Source organism: Polaribacter sp. HL-MS24, from assembly GCF_032758595.1.
Taxonomy (GTDB): domain Bacteria; phylum Bacteroidota; class Bacteroidia; order Flavobacteriales; family Flavobacteriaceae; genus Polaribacter.
On record NZ_CP136415.1, the window covers coordinates 879,407 to 905,528 of the forward strand.

The following is a 26,122-nucleotide window of genomic DNA, read 5'->3' on the forward strand; positions in this document are numbered from 1 at the left end:
TAAAAAAACAGGCTTTTTAAGCCTGTTTTTTTATGAATGAAAATCTTTTCTATTCGTAAGTCGCAATATTGAATCCTGATGTAATCGTGTTCACATCTACTATTACATTGTTTTCATAGTGTATCTCTTTTAAAGCAGTTGAACTCCAAACCAACCATTTTCCTACTTTGTTTCCTTCATTATAAAATGCAGTTTGAATAGTATTCCCTTTTCTATCAAAACGGGTCCATTCTCCAGTAAGCCTTTGATCCTTGAAAAAACCAGTGGTGCTAACTGATCCATCCTGATAATAATATGTTGCTTTAACCAAATCTCCTTCAACAGTATAACTGGGTTGTTTTTCTTGAGATAATCCTACAAATCCAGTCATGAGCAATGCCAATAACAGTAGTTTTTTCATGGTAGTCTTGTTTTTTAAGTTCCTATTGAATCAAATTTAATAAATTAATTACAATTAACAAACATTTTGGTAACATTAATTTAACATTGCAATGAAAATCCATTTTTTATCGTCTAATGAAATTTTAAAATAAATCCTTTTTCTGTTTAGCAATTTCTTTGTCAAAAATCTAGAGGTTATAGATAAGAATTTATACTATTTGAAAAGTTCAAAGCAGTCCTTACAGAACACGCACCAACAGTATTAAGTGCATTGGCTATTTTAGTTATTAGGATGTATGCTATTAAAATTATTGTTAAAGAAAGTCGCCAATTAATGAAAAAAAATGGCGTAGACCTTACGCGACAATCTTTCTTAGAAAACCTCATCGGATGGACATTAAAAGCCTTGTTATTTATTACTGCAATTTCAAAGTTAGGGGTTACAACTACTTCATTTACAACCATTATTAGAGCTGCTGGTTTGGCGGTTGGTTTAGCACTTCAGGGTTCTTTATCTAATTATACTGTGAGGCCTTGGGTAAAACTAAGGATTATTGGGAAGTGTATTTTGATAGTAGAGAGAATACAAAAATTGCCCTAGATACAGCTGGCATTGAAATTCCATATCCTCATCGAGTCAATATTAATAAGTAGGCTTCTTTTTTTTTCTGGGATAATGATAAAGTCTTTTAAATAAAAAGGCTCAAAATAAGCGACGTCTTCAAAATCTCTTTGAGAAAATTTGTCAAACGAAAGTTGAGCCATCTGGGCTGCTGATGGAAATTTATCTGCAACAAAAACAGCATTCTTATGAGTAAGAATCGCTTGGCATTTTTCGGCACCATCTCCCAAAAAATACACCTTTCCTGCTTCCAAATAGTCAGAAAAAGAAGTTGCATCTATGATATCTGCTTGAATTGCTCTAAGAGGTTGATGGTTTGCAGAAAAAATAGCAGCATAAACTTCCATTCTTCGTGCATCTAACATGGGCACAATAACACCTTCAGCAATCGAAATTGAGGTTGATAGTGAAGCAAGAGTTTCAATAGAAATCAAAGGTTTATCGATGGCAAAACAAATCCCTTTTGCAGCAGAAACTCCAATTCGGAGTCCAGTATAAGAACCTGGCCCTTTACTAACCGCTACTGCATCGATCTGTTGAATCTCAATTTTTGCCTCTTTTAAAGCCTCATTGATAAACGGATGTAACTTCTCTGCATGAGAGTAATTAAGGTCGTTTAACTCTTTTAAAATAAGGACTTCTCCGTTTTTAGCAATACTTACAGAACAATTTTTTGTTGCTGTTTCAATATTTAAAATAATCGCCACTTTTAAAATTTTTTACAAATATAACTCTTACAAAAAACAAAACCCCGCAAAAAGCGAGGTCTTCTATATTGTATGTTCAAGAATCGGTTATTCTAAAATCAATTCCCCAGAATAAAATTGTAATATTTTTGATTTGAATGCATAATCATATTTTGAACGAATCAAAGCACCCTGTGCATTCACCAATCGAGTTCTTACTTGATCAAAATCGAACAAAGACATATCTCCAAAATTGTATCTCTCTTGAGAATTTTTAAAGGCTTCTTCTTGGGCTGCTAGAGAAATTTTTGCTGCTTGATAGCTGTTAAAAGAGGCTTTTACATCTAAAAATGCTTGTTCAATAGTTTGTTTTAATTGTATTTTCTCACTCTCTAATCGGGTGATGAAAATTTCCTTACTAATTTTTGATTTCGCAACATTATTTTTTGTTTGAAAGCGATTAAAAATTGGCACACTTATTTTGAACCCAAATCCGTATCCAAAATTATCATTCAATTGAGTTAGCAAGTTGGTGTTTGAAAATCCGTAAGGCAAATTAAGATTGTATCTATAATTTGTAGAAACCACTGCTGAAGCATTAATCGTAGGTAAAAAATTAGATTTTGCAATTTCAATACTTAAATCGGCACTTTCAATTGCCAATTTTGCACTTTCTATTTCAGGTCTGTTGATCAATGATTTTTCGAAAACAGACTCTGAATTGTTATAAAATAAATTTGATGAAGGTGTCTCTAACTCTAGGGTAGCAACATCAAAATCCTGAATCGGCACTTGAATTGCTTGTGCCAAGTTCAATAGGGCAATGCTTAAAATATTTTCTTGCGCAACTACCGCTTGAAAATTGGAGGCTGCTGCAGACTGGGTATTTAAAACCTCTCCTTTCGCAACATCACCAGCTTCAAATCTGCTTTGTACTGCTTCTATTTGTTTTTTACTAATCTCATATTGAACTTGAGCCACATTCAAATTTTCTTTGGCAAATAAGACATCTAAATATCCTCGAACTACAAAAAGAGAAATGTCGTTCTCCATTTTTTGCAAATCATATTGACTCGCTTCTACACCCAATTGTGCTTGCTTATAGGTATTTGTATTTCTAAAACCATTAAAAATTGTGTAACCAGCATCCAATCCTAAAGGTCCTCCAAAAAAACCTGTTGAAACCCTACTGTTGGTAACAGGGTCAATTCCTGAGCCAAAATTTAATTTTACATCAGTAATTCCGTTTAAATTTGGTAAAAAATTACCTTTGGCAATGGAAACATCTTTTTCGGCAGATAAAACATTGAGTTTGTTTTGCTGAACAGAAATATTTCTTTCTAAAGCTTGATCTACACATTCTTTAAGTGTCCATTTTTTTTGAGAAAAACTGACAATGGAAGTAAATAGAGCAACTGCAATTATGATTTTAGTTTTCAATATGTAATATTTTTGAATTGGTATCTTTATGATTCTTATAAAAAACAAAAAGTCAAGTCCCTAATAAGTTCTAATAAGACGAATAAAAGTAGAAAATGTTACAGTTATAGCTTCTTTTTGAAATGTTAATTTTTGTAGTTCTTTTTATAGCGATATAAAGAGTAAAAAAGAACTCCAATTAAAAGGTATGGAAAAACCATTAAATAGGCAATTCCGTCATTCACTCCTTCAGCCAAAGAAGGATCCCCATTTTCTACCACAGCTTTACACATAGCACATTGTGCGCTGCTTTCCATTGAGCTAAAGATTAAGAAAAGCGTAAAGAGTTTTATTTTATTGCACATAATAAGGAGCGATCATTAGATAAACAATTACACCTGTTACCGCTACATACAACCATAATGGAAATGTAATTTTTGCAATTTTTTTATGGGCTGGAAAATCTGTTAATTTTGCTCTCATATAGGTTGTAAGCACAAAAGGGATGACAACTACAGAGAGTATGATATGCGTAATTAAAATAAAATAATATACATATTTGACAAATCCTTCACCAAGAAAGGGTGTGGAATTTGAAGTCATATGATACGCAACATACATCACCAAAAAAAGTACCGAACAGAAAATTGCAAACGTATTCAGATTCTCGTGTAATTTTCGATTTCCTTTTTTGATTGCTATAACAGCTGCAATTAAAACAATTGCAGTCAAACCATTTACGGAAGCATAAATTGGAGGTAAAAAATTCATCGGTGCTACATCAAAGCCCAATTTTTGTAAGTTTATACCAAACAAAGCAGCAACTGCAATTGGAATTATAATGGATAAAGCAGTAATGATTTTTTTATACTTTTTCTCTAAGGCTAGATTCTTATTCATTTAATAACAGTTTAATATCTTCTTTTAATTCACTTATTTGGTCTGGAAAACGATGTTCTTCCAAGGCGCGATAAAACATAATTGGATTTCCAAATTCGTCTTTTCTAGAACGAAGATAGCCTTCTTTATCAACCAAAGCAAATAAGCCTGAATGTTCAAAGCCTCCATGCTCTCCACTGCTTTTCCCTGCATATAGAGAAAAACCATTGTTTGATAATGCGTATACAGCTTCTTCAGAGGCACCTGTCAGAAGATGCCAGTTTCGGTGTGTAATTCCTTGATCCTTTGAGTAAGCTTTTAGTACTTCAGGGGTATCTATGTCTGGAGTAATGGAAATTGAAGCAATTCCGAAATTAGAATTTCCGAAAAAGGCATCTTGAATGCTAAGCATTTTACGGTTCATAATCGGACAAATACTTGGACACGTTGAAAAGAAAAATTCAACCACATATACTTTTCCTGCATAAGTTTTGTTGGTTATTTTTTGACCTTCTTGATTGACAAATTCAAAATTAGGAACTTTGCGATATTCATCTTCGGAGGTAATTGATGCGATGTAGGAAAGAGGTTCCTTATTCCCAAATCGTTCAGCTATTTTGGGCACCGTATAGATTCCAAAAAGCAAGATGATAAAAGTGATACCAATATAAGAGTTTTTTTTGTTCATTTTTGATAACTTTAGGCTAGATCTCTCTATCCGCATCATTCTTTTTTAATGCCAATCTGTATTCTGCCAGTACGACTTTCACATCGTCTTTCATCTTCTTATTCAATTCAGAAACAGAATTCATATTATACCCGTACAATTTTCCTTCAAAACTATCTTCATCGGTCAATCTTCCTCTAAGATTAATTTCTTTATCAATTAAAAAAGCATTTTGACTATGAAGGTTATTCAATGGAGTTCCAGTTTGAAAGCTTTCGTGAAAAAGAGTTATCTCTTCTTCATTTGCAGCGACAAACTTCCATTTGACCATGTTAGTGAAATTACCAATTTCCTTCTTTAAGAGAGCAACTTCTGCTGCTTGAGCTATTGGATAAACCGCTACCAATTGAAAATTTTTAAACCCATAAAATGGTTTGTATATTTTTTGATTTAAGTTAAAAACTCCTCCTTGAATTCCTTTTATATCATTTCCTAAGAAACAAACAATCGAAATTTTTTGATCCAATGAAACTTGTTTTGTAGTGTCAATCAGAGAGACGTCCATCACACTTTTGGTAACTACAGGTAGTTTTCCGAAATTATTAATCCCTGTAGAAAGGACCAAATAAAACATTAGTGGAAATATAAAAAGTAAAAAAAGGACAACTCTTTTTTTGGATATTTTCATTTGATAATTGTTTTAAGCAAAAAAAAGGTGGTTATAAAACCACCTTCTATATGTATTACCACTTAACGAGTGGCCCTAAGGTGTCATAGACATAACCGCCCTCTATCAATAATAAGGTTACAAGATAACAGATTAGAAAAATGGGCGTCCAAACAATCGCACGTCTGAACCATTTTTTTTCTCCTTCCAAGTGCATAAAAGACCAAGCAATAAAATATGCTTTGACTAATGTTAAGATAATGAAAATCCAATTTAACCAACTTGTTCCTAAAAGGTTTGATAGATATAAAAAATCGGGCTTTATAATTCCTAACCATACTTCTACACCCGTAATTAGGGTTAAGATGATTAATACTATCCAAATTTTCTTTGTATTCGATTCGTGTGCGTGTGCCATTTGTATGCTATTTATTTTATTAAACTAAGTAGAAGAATGTGAATACGAAAACCCAAACTAAATCTACAAAGTGCCAGTACAATCCTACTTTTTCTACCATTTCGTAGTGACCTCGTTTCTCATACGTCCCAACAATGACATTAAAGAAAATAATAATGTTAATTAGAATTCCAGAGAATACGTGAAAACCATGAAAACCTGTTATGAAAAAGAAGAAATCTGCAAAAATGGTATTTCCATATTCATTTACCTCTAAATTTGCTCCTTCTACGACTAATCTTGTTTTAGCTAACTGTGCAGAACCCTCTTCTCTTGACAAAATAGTTTTCTTTTTTGTTTCTAAGTTGATCAATTCTGTCCTTACTTGAACTTCAGGGTGCGTGTTATAAGCTTCAATAATTTGATCTACCGAGTAGGTCGCTATCGTTGGTTCTTTTTCAAACCACAATCCATTTTCTTTTGTGTGTTGTTCTCTACCATCTGTTCTTTTTGTAGTGACAAAATCAGACAACGCGATTTGTTCCCCTTCAGCATTTACAAATTGTAGAATTTTTCCTTCAGTCGTTTTCACTGCACCATAAGAACCTTTGATAAATGTTTTCCATTCCCAAGCTTGAGAGCCTACAAAGATGATTCCAAAAATAATGGTTGCAAACATGTACCAAGCAACTTTATTTTTTTGCATTTTATGACCTGCATCTACTGCCAAAACCATGGTAACAGAAGAGACAATTAAGATAAATGTCATAATTGCAACATAAATCATTGGGTAATTACCGTGTACAAAAGGAACGTGAGTAAAAACTTCATCAGCAATAGGCCAAGAGTCAATAAATTTAAAACGTGTTAAACCGTACGCTGCTAAAAACCCAGAAAAGGTTAAAGCATCGGAAACGATAAAAAACCACATCATCATTTTACCGTAACTTGCGCCAAATGGTTTTATACCACCTCCATCCCAGGTTTCTTTTTTGTTAGAAGTTACCGCTGAATTTGATTTCATATTATTATTCTGTTAAATAGTTTTTTAATAGTTCGCCAAAATTAATCATTTTTCATCACTTAATAAAAGAGAAAAAGAAAAATAGATAAATCCATAATATATCTACAAAATGCCAGAAGATAGCACCTAGTTCAAAGCCTAGGAAATCATTTGGTTTGTATTTATATTTAAAATGATTATAAATAACAACAAGTAGTACAACTACCCCTGCCAATAGGTGTAAAACATGCAAAAATGTAATCCCGATGATAAACGATGTTGATACGGTGCTCTCGGGCCCTGTAAAGAACAAGCCAATGCTTTTTAGTTGATTGAAGCCTACATATTGTTGCCAAACAAAACCAAGTCCCAATACAAGTGTAAGTACTACAAAAAATAAAGAAAGTTGTCTTTTGTCGCTCTTAATAAATCGCTGCGATAACAACAAGGAAATGCTACTCAAAACGATCAAAACTGTACTGATATAGAATGCTTCTGGTAAATCGAAAGAAACCCAGTCATCTCTCCGCATACTAATGACGTAGGCACTCGTCAGTCCTGCAAAGAACATCACCATACTAATCATGGAAACCCATAACATTGGTTTTGCTGATTTGCGTTTTGCTACTAATAATTCTTCTTGTAATTTTTCTTCTGTTATCATTTCTTAATGTAAAAATTTATCAACCACATAAATCACTTGAACCAATGTTATGTACAAAACACTCGATAACATTAGCTTTCTAGCCTCGGTGTTCTGTAATGTTTTATGGAGCTGCACTGCATAATACAGCATTAAACAACCCAATAATGCAACGATTATAGCAGTTGCAGGGTAGATATAAAAATCTCCTGTAGCTCTTAAAACAGGTGCAACGGAGATCAAAATCATAATCACGGTGTAAAAAATTATTTGCTTTACTGCCCCCGTATCCTTCGTATTCATCGGAAGCATATTGAAACCGGCTTTCTTATACTCTTCATATTGCAACCATCCAATAGACCAAAAGTGAGGAAATTGCCAGAAAAATTGAATCATAAATAAGATTCCTGCTTCGATTCCAAATTGATTGGTGGCCGCAACCCAGCCCAACATAAATGGAATGGCTCCGGGAATTGCACCAACAAAAACAGTTAGAGGAGTTACAGGTTTTAAGGGTGTATAGGCACTTGTATATAAGAAAATAGAAATAGCGCCAAACAAAGCACTCTTCGCATTGATATAATAAAGGATGCTTAAGCCTACAACTGCAAAAAGAATGGCGATGAAAAATGCTGTTTGAACAGACATCCTACCCGTTGGCAAGGGTCGATTTTTTGTACGCTGCATCAATGCATCTGTATCTTTTTCAATAATTTGATTGAAAGCATTTGAAGCACCTACCATTAAAAATCCACCAACAGCAAGCAACAATAGAATGGTGTAATCGACTGTTTCTACGGCTAATAAATACCCTGCCACTGAAGAAAAAACTACACTTAAAGACAAACCAACTTTAATAAGCTGCTTTAGATCTGTAACTGTTGTTTTTAAAGATGTATTATTCTCCGAAATGGTAGTAGAATTCATGATCTATTTACTTGACTGCAAAGATATTTCATAAATATGACTTTACAATGAGTTTTTATGCTTAAAAAGAAAAACCCACACAGAAAAGAATCTCTTCTGAATGGGAAAATTGCTATGAAAAAGAAAAAGTGTGATTTAAACCACACATCAAAGACAATAAGAGATCTATACTAAAGTGTTAACGTTTTTTTTAACGAGTAAATGAGATTGATTAGGTCATTTTTGAAACATGATTGTTCTTCAATAGATATTTCTGTTTAGATTCCTTACAAATTGCAACTCCAGTATTGTCAAAATCTAAACGATGTCCATATTCACTTACCCAACCTATTTGTCTGGACGGATTCCCAACCACAAGTGCATAGGGTTTTACTGTTGTTGTGACCACGGTACCTGCACCTACGAAAGCATATTCACCAATGATATTCCCACAAACAATGGTAGCATTGGCACCAATACTTGCCCCCTTTTTTACCCGTGTTTCTAGATATTCACTTTTTCTATTGAGAGCACTCCTTGGATTGATCACATTTGTAAAAACCATCGAAGGTCCTAAAAAAACATCGTCTTCGCATTGAACCCCTGTATAAATGGAAACATTATTCTGCACTTTGACATTGTTCCCCAAAACTACCTGTGGAGATACCATAACGTTCTGACCAATAGTACAGCTTTCACCAATAGTACAATTTGGCATGATATGACTGAAGTGCCAAATTTTTGTATCCTTACCAATATTGCAATTTGGATCGATTACAGCCGTTTCATGTGCGAAATATTGTTTCAATATAAATTGTTTTTCGTTGTTGTGTTTTCCTGTGTGCAAATTTGTTTAGCCGATGAGGTTCCTATCCGATCGACTCCCAAAGCAATCATTTTTTCTGCCATCTGATAATCTCGAACACCTCCAGCTGCCTTGACTTGCAATGGTTTTGCATTGCCAACAATCAAGGGTATATTTTCTAAAGTAGCCCCATTGGGTTCATTGTTCTCTGTGCAATAAAATCCTGTTGATGATTTTACAAAAACACGCTGTGCAGCGTCTTGCTTAAAATGAGCCAAAACCAGTTCTTTTATCCGTTGTGAAATTACGACTATTTCTTCATTTGTTAAAGCAGCGGTTTCAATAATCCATTTCGCAACTTTCATGTTGCCTAAAGACAGTTTTGTACATTGGATAATTTCTTCATCAATCAATGCTAAATTTCCATTTTTAAATGCTGTATAATTCAATACAAAGTCGAGCTCGTCTGCTCCTAAATCAATGGCTTTTTGAGCTTCCTTCAATTTTTCTGAAACTGTTGCCCTTCCATCATGAAACCCGATAACCGTCCCTATTAATGTCTTTGAGTTTGACTGATTCAAAAGATCTCTTACCACAGGAATATATTCTGCGCGTATCATAACTAATTTGTACTGATACTGAATTGCCTCTTGAGTGAGTTCCACTACATTTTCCAAATTTTTTTCTTCAGAGATTCCTCCCTGAATTGCAGTCTTCAAATAGGTCGCGTCTAAAAATTGATGAATTTCCATTGGCCAAAAGTACACAATATTGAATTCTTTTTATTCGACCTGAAAGGAAATTGGAAGCGTATAGCGAACTTTAACGGGTTTCATTCGTTGTTTTCCAGGGGTGAACTGAGGTAGTTTTTGGATGATTCTTAGAACTTCTTTTTCTAATTTAGGATGGGGAGCTCTGATTTTAATATCGATCACCTTTCCATATTTATCAATTACAAATTGCGAATGCATTTTATGCTTTCCTGAGTGTAATCCTAATTCTTGTGCTAAATTTGAGTCAAAATTTTCAACAACAAATCGAGTCATCTTTTTGCCAAAACATTTCTTATTTTCTTCTTTTGATAAGCCCTCACAGCCCATGTACACAGGAGCATTTTCAATGAGTATAAATGGGACAGTTTCTGGTTCTGGACCTTTAGACTCATCTATATAGGTTACAGTATTAATATCCAAAATAACAGGATCTTCATTTATAGTTTCAGGAAAAAACGTTTCTATGACTGTGTCATCTCCAACCTTGAAATCATCTAAATCAAATACTTGAGGGGGTCTTTCTTTTCTTGTAGGAATTACTTTGGGTTCTTTTTGGAAGTGGCTATTTTGGGGCTCACTAGGAAAACAACGAATTGTCAGTTCCTTGGAAAGAGAATTTTGAACGTACAGCTGTTGTTCGGTTTGGTGCTCTAAAAACGCATAAACAATAGATAACGATAGGACTAAGCCCAACTGCATAAATACCGAAGAGAACTTTTCTAATTGTTTGGCAGGTACTTTTTTTGTGTTTTTCATCATTCGACTGTTTTAAGGTTACCCTGAAATAAAACCAAAGAACATGCCATAAAAAAAAGCGCAACCAAACGGTTGCGCTTTTAAAAACTATTTTTTTAAGTTACTCTACGATTAAAGTAAATGGGATGCTATATTTCACCCCTACTGCTTTTCCTCGCTGTCTTCCATAGTGTCATTTTCGGCAACATTTTCATCACCTTTACAACTTCACTTTTAATCTTTGGGTGTGGAGCTCTTGCTTGAATGTTTACAACGTTTCCATTTTTATCAATTTTAAAACCGATGAATACTTTTTTACGTCCTGGATTTAAACCCAATTCGTTTGGTAAGTCTGCATCAAATTTTCTAGAAAAATGTTTTTGAACCATTTTACTAAAGCAGGATTTCAATTCTGATTTATTTCCTTTACATCCAGGAAAAACAGGAACATCTTCAATAATCATAAAACTTACGTCCTCTACAACCTCTTCTGCCTCTTCTACCTCTACGATTTCTTCAACAACAATCTCTTCAGATTCATCTGTTTCTGTACTTTCAATTACAGTTTCTTCTACTTCTTTCTCGTCTTCTACAATTTCAATTTTTTCTGGAGCTGGTGGTGGCGGAGTTTTTGGCTTCACCTCTTCAATGCGCTCTGTAATAACGGTTTCTTCTTCCATATCAGCATTCATATTCACCACACCTAAATCTCCGATATTTCTATCATAGGTTTTCTTTTCTATGGCAGCATATGTTATGAATAGAGCTAATACTAGGCCTATTTGCATAAAAATTTTACTGTAGTTTTCTAAATTAGATTTTGGATTTTTTTTAATTTCCATCGTAAAAGGTTTTTAATAGTTGGCTAATTTAATTAAATTATTGATTTATCTGCAAGACTTCCACTTATTTTACTGTTTTTTTTCAAAAAAAAGATTGAAAAATAACAATGCAAGTAGAGCTCCTGTTGTATTTGCTAGAATATCAATGAAATCGCCAGTTCTATATGTTGTTAATACTGTTTGTAATACTTCAATAAATATGCCATAAATAATACAGGCTAGAAGAATGTAGTATTTGTAGTGTCTTTTTGTAAAAGTCAGCAACCAGCTCATCGTTAAAACAAAATAAGCAATCCCATGAAACAGTTTATCAATATTTGAAAGATGAACTACTGGTAACTCATTCGTTTTGATGAGACTTAAAAAGGCGATCCCTAGTGTACTGGCAATCGCAAGCCAAATACTCTTATCCTGCAATAAGGTCTTTATAGGCATCTGCATCTAATAAGGCGTCTATTTGAGAATCGTCTGTAAAAGCAATCTTAATCATCCACCCCTTTTCATACGGATCTGTATTGACCAATTCTGGATCATCCTCTAGAGCTTCATTAAACTCACAAACTTCACCAGTTAAAGGCATAAACAAATCGGATACTGTTTTTACAGCTTCTACAGAACCAAAAACATCTCCTTCTTCTACTGTATCGTCTAATGTGTCAACGTCTACATAGACTATATCGCCTAATTCTCCTTGTGCAAAATCGGTAATACCTACAGTGGCAATATTGCCTTCAATTTTAATCCACTCGTGATCTTTTGTGTATTTTAAATTTGATGGGATATTCATGCTAAAATGTGTTTATAGTTGCTATTAATTTCCTCCTAAATTGTAAATAATATTGAACCCACCATTAATTGCCTGTCTTGGAAATGTGGTAGAAATCGCATATTTTGACGTTTGATGATTGTAATAAAACGACGCGGTTAAATTACTATTTAATCTATAATCTGCAGTAAATTTTAATGAAAATAATCGCTGTCCACCACTAATTTGATTATTGTCGATATCTACCGATCGAATTTGCGTTAAATTATCTCTAAAAGAAATATCTCCTCTTAGGATGACATCTCCTTTTAAAGTTTCTTTTTTTCCTGTAAAACGGGTGCTAAATTTCACGTCTTTAAAGACATACCCCATCCCTACTATATATTCTGTCCCTTTGATATCTGTTAAAGTACTATTGTTGAAGTTCATCGTTAAGGTGCGGTCTCTTTTAACTTCTCCTCGAAAAGAAAATGAGTTCTTCATTTTCATGTCTACTTTTAATAATGGCGAAAATTCATCGACCAATGTCACTGCAGAAACTAACAATTCCGGTTCGTAATTTTTTGCTGTATTGATATTTGGATTTAATGCATCTCCACTATACTGAAGATTGTTGGTAAAACTTGAAACGGTATAGGAAGATCGATATCCGTGTGAAACCACAAATGTGCTAAAGTTTTTCTTAAACCATTTTTTCTTCATAAAACCGTTATACCTTAAGGTCCAGTTAGGAATTGGAACATCTCTAAAGAGTCCCGTACTTACTTTTTCTGGATTGCTTCCTGAATAGGCCGCCATAAAAGCAGGTAATAGAACTTGTTGGCTGTTCTCACCAAAACCGTCTATAGGTAAACCACTCTCTTCAGATAATCTCTTCGCAACGATTCCTCGATGGTCTTTCATTTTTTGAAACAAGGCATCCCCATTTGAAAAAGAAGTTCCGATCATTGCATAACTAGTGCTAAAGTTCCCTGTTTCAAAAGCGGCAGCTCTTGCATCTAGAACTCCAAAGGTATTCGCAGGATTGTTGGTGTCTACAATTACATCTAATTGTTGCTGTAAATCTCGAGTCTGAATTTTATTTCCAATAACATCAATATTTAAATCTTGAAACGGTTTTAACGTATAGGAATAATCTAATTTGTTATAATGTGTTTTCCGATAGGTCTTATTAAAATACGCCTTGGTCTGGATCTGTTGAATCGGGATTTCTTGGATCGATCAACCAACCATTGATCAAGGCTTTATTTCGAATGTCTACTTGACTCCCAAAAGCAAATGATGTCGGTGCTCCGCCTAAAAAACCAACGGTTTCATTATAGCCTATAGTAACAATTGTCCATTGTTTTCTGAATAACTAATTTTACCTTGTTTTACAGAAGTAACCAGATTGTATGCCCCTTTCAAAATTTGTGTTCCCAAAGGTAATTTTTTGCTTTTTGCAACGCCTCTTGGTGCTCCCTGAATGTTTGCCCCACTTCTAGCACTTCGATTTCGCTGTGATTTTTTAAGAAACAATTTTTCAATTCCAAGTTTTTTGTAAAACTTATCAAAATTAAACGTTGTGTTTAAATTGTGGGTGTTGGCATTCTGAATGACATTTCCAATTTTTTCGTTGATCGTGTTGTCTTGAGAGGTTACTTGCCAATCAAAATCTGCAGTGTAGGCATAGTCTGCTTTTACAAAATCTAAAAACGGAATTTTATTTATTGGCAACTTATAGGTCCCATTTAATTTTTGATGGTATTTGTTGGGTCTTCCCGTATTGAAAAAATCATCAAAAACTTCCAAATCTTCTCCTGAACCAAAGGCATCATAGATATGACTGTTGGTGGCATTGAAGTTAAGTTGGATTGATTTTGTCAAATCGAAACCAATGGCATAGTCCCAGTCAAACAAAAATCTGCGTTGTTTTAATTCGGGCTGTGCAGACAGTCCTTCAACCAAGTTCCGAGATTGTTGCGCACTGTATTGTCTATTAATTCTAGAATTTATGGCTAAAGAGTTGGGCACTAAATTAAAATTAAAGTCTTTTAATAACTGCCAATAGTCCCCTTGTAAAGAATCTAAATTTTTAAAAGGAGTAATTCCTTTGGATTGAAAATTAAAATTATAAGCCGCGGAAGCTGTCACACTTTCATTGAGGTATTTTTCAATATTATAATCTCTGTGAAACTCTTTGTTGTGTGCATAGGATACAGAAATATTTTCCACATCATAAGGTTGTGGTTTTTTTTCAGAACTAGGGTTTCGATTCTTTTTTACATTGTTAAAACTAATGCTAGTTCTTTTGGTATAATCTCTAGAAAACTCGCTATTTGGGTTTTGTACGATCGCATCTGCCAAAGCAACATCTTGATATTGCGGATCAAATTTTGGATCGATAAACTGCTCACCAATACTATAGCTCATTGGCAATTGAATGCCCCAATTTTTGGGTGTTAACACACTACCCAATTGAACTGTAGTAGCAAAATTATACTCTTTAGTTTCGTCTAAGCTTCGTTGATTTACACGATCCCCAACATTTCCAAAACCTACCGTTTGCATGCTTCCTGAAAGAGAAACATTGGCAACATCTGCAAAGTTGGCATCTGCATTCACAACTGCAGCCCAGCCTCCTTTGTTGTCAAATCCTGCTGAACGCAATTCGTTGAACCAAATTTCTGCACTTTTGGGCAAAGTGGTGTTATTTTTCAACCCAAGAACGATGGTTCTTAATTGCGCTAGGGTTGGATTTCCTTTTACACTTACTTTGACATCTTCAACGATAGAGGTATACAATTCATTGATAGCCGCATTTGACACATCTCTTTCCAACTTGATCTTCCCTAAACTCTCAAGCGCAACATCTAAATTGTTTTCTTCAGGCCATATATCCAAAGCAGAAATAGCTTTATTATCAGTTACTTTCAACGGAATTTCGATCTGATAAAAGTTGTCTTTCAAATCGGTTCCCAATCGGATTACAGCCGCCATATCTCCGTCAGAAATCGTATTGCCAATCTCTAATTCCTCTAAATGCATAAACATTTTAAGCTGTTTGAATCTCCTTAAATCGACACTGATATTTTTATAAATGGCTCTTGTTTTGTTGGGTTGTAAATTCGAAACCTTTAAGGTTACCGATTGTTCGTTTTGTTGCTGAACAGTGGTACTTCCTTGCAAACGTTCTCTCACAATTCCTGGAGGCAATACATAGCTACCTTCATTCTGTTCAATACTCACAACTCCAACTTCAAAATCGTTTAATTCAGTCTGGGTTAAATCGCGGTCTGGATTGATGTTTGGGTCTAGGGTTCTGACATAACGCCTCCAGTCGCCTCGAACTAAATCCAACTCCCCAAAACGTAAAACAACAGGCATTTTAAATCCAGAAACAAACATTCTCATAAATCGAATACTGTTAAAATCTGAGATTCCATTAATTGGAACTCCACTCCGAACAGGAACTCTAAATTGATACCATTTTGAGGTTTGCTTTTCACCGTTTTCTAAGGTAACAGTAGTCGATTTTTCATCAACAATAAAATTAGTTCCTTTGACCAAATCGGCTTTGTTCATAGAAATTTTATACTGAAAATAACTTTCAATGGTATTCATGGTTTGATCCCTGTTGATGTCTTCGACATCTGGATACGATGTAGATGCTGTTGGATAAGCTTCTGGTGATTGATTGATTGTAGGAGAATTCCCTTGTGTATTGTTAAAGTTTTTATACCTTTTGATGACTGAAGCACCTTCTGAATCCAGTGACCCTCCTCTAAAAAACTGGAAATTATCGGATGCGGGATCTCCCTTAAACATTGCAGAAATTTGAGAATCTGTAATATTAAATTCTGATATTGCTTTTGAAATTTCCTCTTGATCACTCAGTCCATCAAAACCAAGATCCTGATTGGCTCGTGCAGCGTCTTCTTCACTAAATGCATAAATAATAGAAGGATTGGCAGGAACTTTCCCCCAAAGAGTAGGTGTTGTATTTTCTGTCCCACCAATTTCTGGCAAGCCATTTTCATACATTTTTCGATTGTCCTTATTGATGTCTTCTGAGATATTTCCAAGGTTGAAATATAAATCTCCAACTTGATTGGAGGCGTCACTCCAATCCAAACCTTCGGGCAAACCTTCTTCGGTGCTAATCGAATAATTTTCATAGGGGTCCATCATCCAAAACTGAATGTATTCTACGTTGGCTTGATCAAAATTATTGGTGGTTAAAGGACGGGTAATTCCTGCCCAACGAGTTGCTGGATCTTTAAAAGTTCCATCGGGATTGACATTGATTCCAGTATCAAAATTGTAAGAACCTCTTTCATGTGGAAAGTAAGCCAAATCCAGCGTTCGAATCAAACTATTCTGTGTAATATCCAATTGTTGATTTGGAAATAATTCTCTATAGTTAATCTGTCTGGTCTCTGCTCTAGACAAATCATCTGCACTGACTCCTGGTGGGGTAGCACCCAAACCATAGAAAACTTGATCAATGGTGTACTAAGGCTAATTTTGCTCTTTTATAATTGTACTCAATGGTATTGTTACCTCCATTAAAAACGTCGTTGACAGTATTTTTTGGAGTACTCGCCAAATACCATTGCAAAGGAGATAATAATGAAATTGGTACTTGTGAGGCTTCAAAATCATCAATATAAGAAGTGGCTGCACCCGCCACATCAATTCCACTTGGTGTCCTGGTAATAAATAAGCCATATCTGCTCTTACAGACAAATTAGACGGTACATCGGTATCGACAAAAGGAAGCTTGTTTGCTAGTTTTGTGAAAAAAGGCACTTCTGTAGCATAATCTACATTCAACCCTAACATGGTATTGTTAATGGGTTCTGATCCAAAATTCACTTTGGGTGTCAGTGGTCTTTCTTCAACATTTAAAATAGTTCCTCCCAGAACAAAGTCATCTGAAAAACGATGCTCTACATCGATCCCCATGAACGTTTTTCTTTGCTGATTGAAAACTGCATTGTTTTCTGTAGAAACACTAATAGGCACTCCAGAAGCTTGTAATCCAGGGTCAATAATTTGTACTTTCCCTGCTAAATAATCAACCACATAATCAACACCTTCCACCAACTGTCTTCCTCCAGCAGTTACTTTTACAGATCCTCGAGGAACATTAAAAGCACCTATGGGGATTCCGCCAGAATCCTCGGATTTAAAATACCCTTTTAAGAAAAACTTATCTTTATTTTGATAATTGTTTTTGATATTGATCCTCGTATCTAAATAGAGTTCCTTAAAAACGAAAGTCTCTTTATCGCTCTGATCTGTTAATTGATCGTCTAGATTTCCTCCAAAAGGTTCTGGTTCTGGGAAAAAGATCAATCCATTTTGAGAATTCACAGTAACACCTTCTACATAATCAAAGTACCCATCGGCATCTCGAAACTGACTTTGATCCAATTGATCCAATCGCAATACTTGCAACAAGGGTTTGTTAGAGATCTCTAGTGTTTTTGCATTCTGAAGGGTATTTGAAGGAATTCCTGTGGCATCATCTCGATACTGAATTTCGAAACGAAAGCCTTCTTGTGAGAGTGGATAGGCACCTAAAGCATAAACGTTTTTCATCATTAACCTCCAAGTAGGAAATGGTTCAAAACCACCTTGCCCGTTCTCTCTTTTTGTGGTCAGCACCTCACTTCTCAATAGCTTTACTGCTAGGTTATTGGGAGCTTGAATTCCATCATTTGAAAATTCACCTACTTTAAAAGAATTTTGCTCGATTGGAGATCCATCTGCTTTTTGCACATTTCCTGCAACGGTATATTCGTAAGCAACTGCCAAAACTTCCCCGTCGTTGAGCCTTCTATTCAGTGATATAAATCCTAATTGTGGATTCAAGGTATACTCGTTTTCTTGTAATTTTCTTGCATTTTGAAGCATGGAATAATCTCTTCCTTCCTCCATATTATAGGGCCCAACAGGCAAAACTGTATTGATGGTTCCCACATCTCTAATAGCACTTCCTTCTGTCAATAAGTCAGAAATATTGTTAGTATTGTTGGAAGGAATGCTTTGCAAAGACGCAAATGGGCGGTCTGCATTGGGAGTAATATTTAACGGATTCCTATTTGTCAAATTCGATGCACCTTCCTCACCAAGATCGGCAAAGGCAACGATACTTCTAAAATCTTCGGTACTGGCATTACGGTTGGTAATCCAAACTTCAATTCTGGTAATATTAATCTGACTGCTGATCAAAGGATATTGTGACAGCGATTTCGCGTAATTATCTACAAAATATTGAGCTAAGAAAAAGTGCCTGTCTGTATCGTAATCTGTTGCTCTTAATTCGAAAGGTTGAATAGAGGCTCCTCCTTCAGAAGTAACTGTTTTACTTTCTGAATTTTGTTGTGAAAAAACAGCGGTAATGTTGGTATTTCCAAATTTTAAATCAGTCTTGATACCAAACAAACTTTGCGCTCCATTGATTAAAGAGTTTTTGATGGGCATCGAAATATTTCCTGCTTCAATTCCTTGAATGATTCCGTCTTCAGAAAAATTCGTTAAATCGTCTTTATATCCATCTGCTTTATTTGTCAAACGATCTCTGTATCCGTCTAACTTGTCGCTTAAACCTCCTATTTTGTTGTTGACCCCTTTTAAGATCCCTGGAGTTTCTACAGGCATGAATTCAATTTTCACCAAATTTTGAAAATCGAAAGAAGCCTGGGTGTCATAGTTGGCCGTAAATTGAAGTCGTGTTCCTACTTTTGCCTGAATACTTGCGTTAATTTGTTGGTCAAAATCGAAGGTGAAATTGCTTCTATTTTCTTCAGAAATTTGTGGATTTTCAGTATTTTGATACGTAAAACCTAATTTTAAATTTAAATTTCCTGTAGGAATTACCTCAACGGCATTGCTTCCAAAAACAGTTTCAAAAAATTTTGAATTAACATAATAAGTAGGTAATAAATTTTTCTGTGCCGCTTCTGCTCCTTTCTTTTTACCACTAGATGCGCTTACTTTTTCTTTAAAATAAAGCAACATATCTCTCTTTAATCGATATTTTGCATATTCCTCTGCGGTTAAGTATATGGGAGTTCTAGTTGCATACGCTCCAATTTTTTCAACAATTACGTATTTGTTGAGTACCTTATCAAAAATAATTTCTTTTTGTGCTAAATAATCTAAAAACAAACCCCCTGTTTGGTCATTTTTGAAGTTGTACCTTAGTTCTATTGAATCTTTTTTAACCGCTGTAGAATCATTCTCTGAACTTGTTTGTGAAAAGGAAGAAATGCTTGCTAAGAAAGCAAACAGTACAAACAAAAATATATTCTTCATATTTGTATTCAAGGATCTATAAATTCTTTAATGCTAATTTTATCAATTGCTCAACAGAGGCTTCTTGGTGGGTTTTTAAAATTGATGAAATTACTTTTTCAGATTGTTTTCGTGCAAAACCTAAAACCTCTAAAGCAGATAACGCTTCTTCTTTATTCGTATTGTTAGTGAAGACAGAAACTTCATCCAAATCAAACGTTTTTAATATTTTATCTTTCAGATCAACAATCATTCTTTGTGCAGTTTTTGCTCCAATCCCTTTTACGGATTGGATAACAGGCACATTTTCGGATGCTATGGCTTGTTGAATCTCTTCAGATGTCATTGAAGACAACATGGTTCTTGCTATACTAGGTCCAACTCCTGAAACAGAAATTAATAATTTAAAAACTTCTCGCTCGGTTTTATTTATAAATCCAAACAGCGTATGCGCATCTTCACGAATCGAAAGATGAGTATATAAAAGAACGGCTTCATCTGTTGGAAGGCTTGAAAAAGTATTTAATGTAATGTGCAATAAATATCCAACTCCATTACAATCTACGACTACATAGGTTGGGTTTTTTTCAACAAGTCTTCCTCTTAATTGTGTAATCATAGGTTCTATTTGAGCCGCTAATATAAAAATTTTATTTTGTCTGTTTTTTTCTTTTTCCTGAGCATCAACAACTGCCAGTGCTGCCATATTTACCATTTCATCAACACTCGCTCCTAATTGCATGATATGTACAGGCTTGCTGAAACCTAAAATAACAGGCCCAATAGATTCTGCGTCATCGACTTGTTTTAAGAGTTTATAGGTAATGTTTGCAGATTCTAAATTTGGAAAAATGAGCACATTTACTTTTTTTCCATTCAACTTAGAAAAAGGGAATTCTTTTGCCAACATCTCTGGATTCAGAGCAAAATCGGCTTGAATTTCTCCATCAATTACCACGTTTGGATGATTGCGGTGTATGTAAGAAACTGCTTCACGAATCTTCTTTGAAGTTTCTGTATTAGAAGATCCAAAATTAGAAAAGGAAAGCATTGCAATATTGGGCTTCATTCCAAAACGGGTAACAAAATTGGCGGTCATTTGAGAAATTTTTGCCAAATCTTTAGCAGAAGGATTCACATTGATTGTTGTGTCTGCCAAAAACAAGGGTCCTTGTTTTGTGAGCATTAAGTTACAAGCGGCAATTCTGGTAACACCTTTTTCTTTTTCAATCAGTTCCAACATCGGTTTAACAACTGCTGGATATGGTCTTGAATACCCTGTAATTAATGCGTCTGCTTCTCCTTCATTGACCATCATGGCTGCAAAATAATTACGTTCACGCATCAATTTTACAGCTTCAGAATAAGTTCTTCCTTTGCGTTGTCTGCTTTTCCAATAAACCTCACCAAAACGATCTCTACGTTCTTTTTGTTCGTCTGTTTTTGGGTCAATAATCGGAACATCTGCTGTAAACCCAATTTCTTCTTTGAGTTCTAAAATAACTTCTTTTCTTCCTAATAAAATCGGATGCCCAATTTTTTCATCAAACACTCTTTGAGCAGCTTTTAACACATCTAAATGATCTGCTTCAGCAAATACTATTCGTTTTGGTTTGCTTTTTGCTCTGTTGTGTAACAATCTGATTTCTTTCCGTCCAGTTCCAGATCTTTCCATCAATTCTTCTCGGTAGCGATCCCAATCTTCAATAGGCTCTAGAGCTACTCCCGAATCCATCGCTGCTTTTGCAACAGCTGGAGGAATTTCATAAATCAATCTTGGGTCAAAAGGCTTTGGGATAATGTATTCTTTTCCATAGGTAAGGCTTACCTCATCATAGACAATATTTACTTGTTCTGGAACCGATTTTTTAGCCAAGTCAGCTAAGGCATGTACGGCTGCCATTTTCATTTCTTCGTTAATTTTTGTTGCTCTCACATCCAAAGCCCCTCTAAAAATAAATGGGAAACCCAATACGTTATTCACTTGGTTTGGATGATCTGAACGTCCTGTAGCCATTAAAATATCATCTCTGGTTGCAACGGCTAAATCATATTCAATTTCTGGATCTGGATTTGCCATCGCAAATACAATTGGGTTTTTTGCCATTACCAAAAGCATCTCTGGTGTCACTATATTTCCTGTAGACAACCCGATAAAAACGTCTGCATTGTGCATCGCATCTTCTAATGTATGAAGATCTTGACTAGTAGCAAATTCTGCTTTTTGTGAAGTAAGGTTTGCACGATCTTTTCGAATGACCCCTTTGCTATCACACATGACAATATTTTCTTTTCTAGCGCCTAATTTCAAATACAATTTTGTGCAAGAAATTGCTGCTGCTCCTGCACCATTGACAACAATTTTTACTGTAGCAAATTCTTTTTCTGCAATGTCTATTGCATTTTTTAAAGCTGCTGCAGATATGATTGCTGTTCCATGTTGATCATCATGCATTACAGGAATATTCAACTCCTCTTTTAATCTTCTTTCGATTTCAAAAGCTTCCGGAGCCTTAATATCTTCCAAATTAATTCCACCAAAAGTGGGCGCAATGGCTTTTACGGTTTCTACAAACTTATCTACATCGGTTGCATCAATTTCAATATCAAAAACATCGATATCTGCGAAGATTTTAAATAACAATCCTTTCCCTTCCATTACTGGCTTAGAGGCCTCAGGTCCAATATCTCCCAAGCCCAACACAGCGGTTCCATTTGTAATTACAGCAACTAAATTTCCCTTAGCAGTGTATTTGTAAACATTATTTCTGTCTTTTGCAATTTCTAAACATGGTTCTGCAACACCGGGTGAATATGCCAAAGCCAAGTCGTGCTGAGTCGCATATTTTTTTGTTGGAACTACTTCAATTTTTCCAGGTTTGGGTTTTGCGTGGTATAGCAAAGCTTCATGTCTTTTTCTAGAATCGCTCATAAAAATATCGTTGGTTAATAACGAGCAAATATAAGGTTTTCAAACCAAGAGCAAATGTTTATTTGATTCTTTTACTAGGGATTCCAGAAGGTCATTTGATTCAAAAAATAAGCTAAAAAATAAATTGGTACAACCTTTGCGCGGAGTTTTTTTAAATAATCGTTTCTTTGTAACAAAGAGGATATTCGTACGTCTAATCAAAAAAATCTGCAGTGAAAAAAATTATTTTCTTATTTTTTATACTAACAAACTCCTCTCTTTTAGCACAAGTAACTGGGAACATCTCAGACTCCTTTGGAAACCCACTTTCTTTTGTGAGCATTTACCTTGAAAAAAACACTCTAGGAACCACCTCAAATGATGCTGGAGACTATATTTTGAATATTAAAAAACCCGGAAATTATACGATTTTATTTCAATTTTTAGGATACAAAACCTTGAAAAAGACTGTTTTTATAAAGGTGTTCCCATTTGTGTTAAATGCCACACTAGAAGAAGAAAGTATCGTCTTGGAAGCAATTTCAATTTCTAGCAAAGACAATCCTGCAAATACAATTATTAGAAATACCATTGCCTCCAAAGAAAAAAACACCAACAAACTGGCAAATTATACAGCAAATTTTTATTCACGAGGTCTGACTAAAATTAAAAATGCTCCTGAAAGTTTTTTAGGAATGAAAACGGGAGATTTTGGTGGAGGACTGGACTCTACCAGAAGTGGCATTGTCTATCTCTCTGAAACCATCTCTGAAATTACTTCTCAAAAAAAGCCAAAAAAATTTAAAGAAAAAATTATCGCTTCCAAAGTTTCTGGAAAAGACAATGGGGTGAGTTTTAACAGGGCTGAAGAGTCCAACATCAATTTGTACGAGAATAGCATTCCTATTTTTAATGATTTAATTTCTCCAATTTCTACCAATGCTTTTGGATATTATAACTACCGATTGGAAGGAACTTTTTATGATGAAAACAGAAAACTCATCAATAAAATTCAAATCATTCCCAAACGAAAAGGAGCGAGAGTATTTGAAGGACACCTCTATGTTGTAGAAGATGACTGGGCATTGTATGGAGCAGAACTAACTACCAACGGGGCTCAAATAGGTTTGCCAATGGTCAATTCCTTAAAACTAAAACAAAGCTATGCCTATTCAAGCAAAATCGACCTATGGACCTTGCGAACTCAGACCATCGATTTCGACATTCAACTTTTCGGATTCAAACCCAGAGGAAAATTTTCTTATGTCTATACAGATTATAAAATCTCACCCAAAAGCACCAAAAAAACATTTACAAATGAAGTTTTAACCTTTGAGAAAGAGGCGACTAAAAAAGACACTGTTTACTGGAAAAAAATTCGCCCAGTTCCGCTAACAATGGAAGAAGTAAACGATTATGCCTTAAAAGATAGCCTTAAAATTATTCGGAAATCAAAAAAATATTTAGACTCTTTGGATGCCACAAGAAATACTATAGGATGGATGAATCCAATCATGGGATATACCTACCGAAATTCTTATAAAGATTGGAATCTCTCATATGGCGGCCCCTTAGCAAGAACCAATTTCAACCCCGTACAAGGCTTTCATACTTCTGTGGAAATCAGTTACTTTAAAAGGCTCAATGAATATGGGAAATGGTGGAACAGTGGAATCAACCTCAACTATGGCTTTTCGGATCAAAAATTTCGACCGTCCTTCTTTTTTAACAAAAAATGGAACAATATTTCAAGACCCAAAATCGGAATTAGTGGAGGAATTACGACAGCACAATTTAACAATAGGAATCCAATTTTACCCTTAAACAATAGCGTCAGTACTCTTTTTAGGAAAAATAGTTATCTAAAAATATATGAAAAAACTTTTGCAAAAATAGACTACTCTGAAGAGATCCGTAATGGGATTTATCTCAATAGTTCCTTGGAATATGCAAATAGAAAACCTTTGTACAATACCACCAATTTCTCTTTTAAATATAAAAATGTTTCTTACAGCTCAAACAACCCTTTGGATGATACCAATTTTGTAAGCGCTCCCTTTCAGGAACATGAAATTGCAATCCTCAACTTGGGTGCACGTTTTGTTATTGGTCAAAAATACCTATCCTACCCCCATGAAAAAGAAAACCTTGGGAATGATAAATACCCGAGCCTTCATCTTAATTACAGAAAAACATTTGGAGCAGAAAATTCAGAACTAAATTCAGATGCACTTACTGGAAGAGTAACTCAAAATGTCAATGCTGGAAATTATGGGAGACTTTCCTATAATATTAGAGGAGGAATTTTCTTGGAAAAGAAAAATATTGCCTTTATGGACTATTTTCAACCTAATGGAAATCAATTCACCTTTCCTCTTGACATTTCATACATCAATAGTTTTGGATTGCTACATTATTATGAAATTTTCTCCAACGATCGCTATGCTGAAATGCACCTACAACACGAATTTAGAGGAGCCATTTTGGGAAAAATCCCAGGAATAAATCTTCTCAACCTTCAGTTGGTTACTGGAGGAAAAGCCTTATTTACCGCTGACAGAAAACCTTACAGCGAATACTCTATTGGACTGAATAATATTGGGTGGGGCAAATGGCGTTTTTTACGCGTAGATTATGTTCGATCTAATTTTGGAGGTATCCAAAGAAGTGATTGGCTTTTTGGCTTGAGTATGTTCAATTAGTTTTTATCTTTGGGCCTATGAAAATCAATCTCTTACTTTTTGGAATTACTGCAGATCTCATTGGGAAAAACACCCTAGATTTTGAAGTCTCAGAAAACACTACTGTGGAAGCTTTAAAGACTGCATTGCTCTCCAAGTTCGTACAACTCCAAAATTTAAAATCCTATGCCATCGCCGTTAATGAAAAGTATGCATCGGATGAAGTAAAACTTCAAGCAAATGACGTGGTGGCTATCATACCTCCCGTAAGTGGTGGCTAGCCCTAAGCCTGTTTTAAATATTTCTTATCAACATAAAAAGTACCAAAGGGTATTATAGAAGCAATTAAAACAATTCCGAGTGTTTTAAAACTCCACTTCATGGGTTTGAACAACATTATTGCGATAATGATATAGAGCATGAACAGCATTCCATGGGGCATTCCTAACATTTTGACATAAGAATCATCTCCTTGAAAATATTTGATTGGCACTGCAATAAAGAGCAATAACAAATAAGACAACCCTTCAAAAAAAGCAACAATTCTAAAAATAGTATTCATTTTTTTCAACTTCTTAAATAAGTGAAACAAAGATAGGTTTTGATTTCCTATTTTTGTGATTCTATATGGACAAAACATCGATAAAAATTACTTCTGAAAAACTTGACTTGCAAGAATGCTATGATTTTGTCACTGCCGATTCTTGTGGAGGAATTGCAGCATTTGTAGGTACCGTTCGAAATGACACTCAAAACAAAAAGGTAATACAACTAGATTTTTCAACCTACAAGCCGATGGCTGTTCAAGAAATGCAAAAAATTGCAGTTCTCGCGCTTGAAAAATTTGAGATTTATAAAATAGCTATACATCATGCAGAAGGAATGTTAAACATTGGAGAAATCCCCGTTATTATAACTGCTTCTGCAAAACATCGAAAAGCTGCTTTTGAAGCCTGTGAATTTGCAATAGACACTTTAAAAGAATCGGTTCCAATCTGGAAAAAAGAATTTTTTGAAGATGGGGAAGTATGGGTAAATGCACATCCTTAAAGAAA

Annotated in this window: 23 protein-coding genes and 3 pseudogenes; 4 read left to right on the forward strand and 22 right to left on the reverse strand. The window is 34.8% G+C overall.

Annotated features, from left to right (window positions below; all coding sequences use genetic code 11):
- Positions 1-49: 49 nt before the first annotated feature.
- Complete coding sequence (locus RRF69_RS04120; protein WP_316940689.1) at positions 50-400, reverse strand: nicotinic acid mononucleotide adenyltransferase; 351 nt, start codon at positions 398-400, stop codon at positions 50-52.
- A 315-nt stretch (positions 401-715) separates the two neighbouring features.
- Between RRF69_RS04120 and RRF69_RS04125 the strand changes: the two genes are divergently transcribed.
- Positions 716-982: a hypothetical protein gene (locus tag RRF69_RS04125; RefSeq protein WP_316940690.1), complete on the forward strand. Its 267-nt coding sequence runs from the start codon at positions 716-718 to the stop codon at positions 980-982.
- Here RRF69_RS04125 and tsaB read toward each other — a convergent pair.
- The 20 genes and pseudogenes from tsaB to RRF69_RS04225 all read right to left on the reverse strand — a co-directional run.
- The gene (gene tsaB, locus RRF69_RS04130) at positions 979-1,710 is read right to left on the reverse strand and encodes a tRNA (adenosine(37)-N6)-threonylcarbamoyltransferase complex dimerization subunit type 1 TsaB (protein WP_316940691.1); all 732 of its coding nucleotides are present in this window, start codon (positions 1,708-1,710) and stop codon (positions 979-981) included. The two genes, RRF69_RS04125 and tsaB, sit on opposite strands and share 4 nt — an antisense overlap.
- A gap of 87 nt (positions 1,711-1,797) precedes the next feature.
- The gene (locus RRF69_RS04135) at positions 1,798-3,129 is read right to left on the reverse strand and encodes a TolC family protein (RefSeq protein ID WP_316940692.1); all 1,332 of its coding nucleotides are present in this window, start codon (positions 3,127-3,129) and stop codon (positions 1,798-1,800) included.
- Positions 3,130-3,254: 125 nt separating this feature from the next.
- Positions 3,255-3,425, reverse strand: a complete 171-nt coding sequence (locus tag RRF69_RS04140; protein ID WP_316940693.1) for a hypothetical protein — start codon at positions 3,423-3,425, stop codon at positions 3,255-3,257.
- A gap of 37 nt (positions 3,426-3,462) precedes the next feature.
- Positions 3,463-4,008, reverse strand: a complete 546-nt coding sequence (locus RRF69_RS04145; protein ID WP_316940694.1) for a DUF420 domain-containing protein — start codon at positions 4,006-4,008, stop codon at positions 3,463-3,465.
- Positions 4,001-4,675, reverse strand: coding sequence for an SCO family protein (locus RRF69_RS04150; protein ID WP_316940695.1), 675 nt, complete (start codon positions 4,673-4,675; stop codon positions 4,001-4,003). Before RRF69_RS04150 ends, RRF69_RS04145 begins: the two co-directional genes overlap by 8 nt.
- A 16-nt stretch (positions 4,676-4,691) precedes the next feature.
- On the reverse strand, positions 4,692-5,342 hold the full coding sequence (locus RRF69_RS04155; protein WP_316940696.1) for a hypothetical protein: 651 nt from the start codon (positions 5,340-5,342) through the stop codon (positions 4,692-4,694).
- 55 nt (positions 5,343-5,397) lie between these two features.
- Positions 5,398-5,739, reverse strand: a complete 342-nt coding sequence (locus tag RRF69_RS04160; RefSeq protein WP_316940698.1) for a cytochrome C oxidase subunit IV family protein — start codon at positions 5,737-5,739, stop codon at positions 5,398-5,400.
- Positions 5,740-5,758: 19 nt separating this feature from the next.
- A complete protein-coding gene (locus tag RRF69_RS04165) occupies positions 5,759-6,742 on the reverse strand; it encodes a cytochrome c oxidase subunit 3 (RefSeq protein WP_316940700.1) in 984 nt (327 codons plus the stop codon).
- A 55-nt stretch (positions 6,743-6,797) separates the two neighbouring features.
- A complete protein-coding gene (locus RRF69_RS04170; protein ID WP_316940701.1) occupies positions 6,798-7,385 on the reverse strand; it encodes a heme-copper oxidase subunit III in 588 nt (195 codons plus the stop codon).
- A 3-nt stretch (positions 7,386-7,388) separates the two neighbouring features.
- Positions 7,389-8,291, reverse strand: a complete 903-nt coding sequence (gene cyoE / locus RRF69_RS04175; protein ID WP_316940702.1) for a heme o synthase — start codon at positions 8,289-8,291, stop codon at positions 7,389-7,391.
- A gap of 211 nt (positions 8,292-8,502) precedes the next feature.
- Positions 8,503-9,078, reverse strand: coding sequence for an acyltransferase (locus tag RRF69_RS04180; RefSeq protein ID WP_316940704.1), 576 nt, complete (start codon positions 9,076-9,078; stop codon positions 8,503-8,505).
- Positions 9,075-9,827, reverse strand: coding sequence for a deoxyribose-phosphate aldolase (gene deoC / locus RRF69_RS04185; protein ID WP_316940705.1), 753 nt, complete (start codon positions 9,825-9,827; stop codon positions 9,075-9,077). The genes RRF69_RS04180 and deoC overlap by 4 nt, the downstream gene beginning before the upstream one ends.
- Before the next feature lie 30 nt (positions 9,828-9,857).
- Positions 9,858-10,607, reverse strand: coding sequence for an energy transducer TonB (locus tag RRF69_RS04190; RefSeq protein WP_316940706.1), 750 nt, complete (start codon positions 10,605-10,607; stop codon positions 9,858-9,860).
- 97 nt (positions 10,608-10,704) lie between these two features.
- Positions 10,705-11,425: pseudogene (locus RRF69_RS04195) on the reverse strand (energy transducer TonB).
- Positions 11,426-11,494: 69 nt separating this feature from the next.
- Positions 11,495-11,860 carry a VanZ family protein gene (locus RRF69_RS04200; protein WP_316940707.1) on the reverse strand — a complete coding sequence of 122 codons (366 nt, stop codon included), beginning with the start codon at positions 11,858-11,860 and terminating at the stop codon, positions 11,495-11,497.
- Positions 11,832-12,212, reverse strand: coding sequence for a glycine cleavage system protein GcvH (gene gcvH / locus RRF69_RS04205; RefSeq protein ID WP_316940708.1), 381 nt, complete (start codon positions 12,210-12,212; stop codon positions 11,832-11,834). Before gcvH ends, RRF69_RS04200 begins: the two co-directional genes overlap by 29 nt.
- A 24-nt stretch (positions 12,213-12,236) precedes the next feature.
- A pseudogene (gene sprA, locus RRF69_RS04210) lies at positions 12,237-16,679 on the reverse strand (cell surface protein SprA).
- Positions 16,680-16,691: 12 nt separating this feature from the next.
- A complete protein-coding gene (gene sprA / locus RRF69_RS04215) occupies positions 16,692-19,508 on the reverse strand; it encodes a cell surface protein SprA (protein WP_410479466.1) in 2,817 nt (938 codons plus the stop codon).
- Between the two features lie 4 nt (positions 19,509-19,512).
- Positions 19,513-20,094 (reverse strand): Holliday junction branch migration protein RuvA, encoded by a 582-nt coding sequence (gene ruvA / locus RRF69_RS04220; protein ID WP_316941106.1) that lies wholly within the window; start codon positions 20,092-20,094, stop codon positions 19,513-19,515.
- Between the two features lie 39 nt (positions 20,095-20,133).
- Positions 20,134-22,407 (reverse strand): annotated as a pseudogene (locus RRF69_RS04225) (NADP-dependent malic enzyme); the annotation flags it as partial.
- Positions 22,408-22,619: 212 nt separating this feature from the next.
- On the opposite strand from RRF69_RS04225, the gene RRF69_RS04230 reads away from it, so the two are divergent.
- Positions 22,620-25,088: a DUF5686 and carboxypeptidase regulatory-like domain-containing protein gene (locus tag RRF69_RS04230; RefSeq protein ID WP_316940710.1), complete on the forward strand. Its 2,469-nt coding sequence runs from the start codon at positions 22,620-22,622 to the stop codon at positions 25,086-25,088.
- Between the two features lie 17 nt (positions 25,089-25,105).
- Positions 25,106-25,348: a MoaD/ThiS family protein gene (locus tag RRF69_RS04235; RefSeq protein WP_316940711.1), complete on the forward strand. Its 243-nt coding sequence runs from the start codon at positions 25,106-25,108 to the stop codon at positions 25,346-25,348.
- A 2-nt stretch (positions 25,349-25,350) separates the two neighbouring features.
- On the opposite strand, the gene RRF69_RS04240 is transcribed toward RRF69_RS04235, so the two are convergent.
- Positions 25,351-25,629, reverse strand: coding sequence for a DUF3817 domain-containing protein (locus tag RRF69_RS04240; RefSeq protein WP_316940712.1), 279 nt, complete (start codon positions 25,627-25,629; stop codon positions 25,351-25,353).
- 65 nt (positions 25,630-25,694) lie between these two features.
- Here RRF69_RS04240 and RRF69_RS04245 point away from each other — a divergent pair, with 65 nt between their 5' ends.
- Positions 25,695-26,117, forward strand: coding sequence for a molybdenum cofactor biosynthesis protein MoaE (locus RRF69_RS04245; protein ID WP_316940714.1), 423 nt, complete (start codon positions 25,695-25,697; stop codon positions 26,115-26,117).
- The last annotated feature ends 5 nt before the right edge of the window (positions 26,118-26,122 follow it).

Coding starts and splice junctions, on each gene's coding strand:
- RRF69_RS04120 (WP_316940689.1), bottom strand. CDS start 400: ATGAAAAAACTACTGTTATTGGCATTGCTCATGACTGGATTTGTAGGA.
- RRF69_RS04125 (WP_316940690.1), top strand. CDS start 716: ATGAAAAAAAATGGCGTAGACCTTACGCGACAATCTTTCTTAGAAAAC.
- RRF69_RS04140 (WP_316940693.1), bottom strand. CDS start 3,425: ATGGAAAGCAGCGCACAATGTGCTATGTGTAAAGCTGTGGTAGAAAAT.
- RRF69_RS04145 (WP_316940694.1), bottom strand. CDS start 4,008: ATGAATAAGAATCTAGCCTTAGAGAAAAAGTATAAAAAAATCATTACT.
- RRF69_RS04150 (WP_316940695.1), bottom strand. CDS start 4,675: ATGAACAAAAAAAACTCTTATATTGGTATCACTTTTATCATCTTGCTT.
- RRF69_RS04155 (WP_316940696.1), bottom strand. CDS start 5,342: ATGAAAATATCCAAAAAAAGAGTTGTCCTTTTTTTACTTTTTATATTT.
- RRF69_RS04160 (WP_316940698.1), bottom strand. CDS start 5,739: ATGGCACACGCACACGAATCGAATACAAAGAAAATTTGGATAGTATTA.
- RRF69_RS04165 (WP_316940700.1), bottom strand. CDS start 6,742: ATGAAATCAAATTCAGCGGTAACTTCTAACAAAAAAGAAACCTGGGAT.
- RRF69_RS04170 (WP_316940701.1), bottom strand. CDS start 7,385: ATGATAACAGAAGAAAAATTACAAGAAGAATTATTAGTAGCAAAACGC.
- cyoE (WP_316940702.1), bottom strand. CDS start 8,291: ATGAATTCTACTACCATTTCGGAGAATAATACATCTTTAAAAACAACA.
- deoC (WP_316940705.1), bottom strand. CDS start 9,827: ATGGAAATTCATCAATTTTTAGACGCGACCTATTTGAAGACTGCAATT.
- RRF69_RS04190 (WP_316940706.1), bottom strand. CDS start 10,607: ATGATGAAAAACACAAAAAAAGTACCTGCCAAACAATTAGAAAAGTTC.
- RRF69_RS04200 (WP_316940707.1), bottom strand. CDS start 11,860: ATGCCTATAAAGACCTTATTGCAGGATAAGAGTATTTGGCTTGCGATT.
- gcvH (WP_316940708.1), bottom strand. CDS start 12,212: ATGAATATCCCATCAAATTTAAAATACACAAAAGATCACGAGTGGATT.
- ruvA (WP_316941106.1), bottom strand. CDS start 20,094: ATGATTACACAATTAAGAGGAAGACTTGTTGAAAAAAACCCAACCTAT.
- RRF69_RS04235 (WP_316940711.1), top strand. CDS start 25,106: ATGAAAATCAATCTCTTACTTTTTGGAATTACTGCAGATCTCATTGGG.
- RRF69_RS04240 (WP_316940712.1), bottom strand. CDS start 25,629: ATGAATACTATTTTTAGAATTGTTGCTTTTTTTGAAGGGTTGTCTTAT.
- RRF69_RS04245 (WP_316940714.1), top strand. CDS start 25,695: ATGGACAAAACATCGATAAAAATTACTTCTGAAAAACTTGACTTGCAA.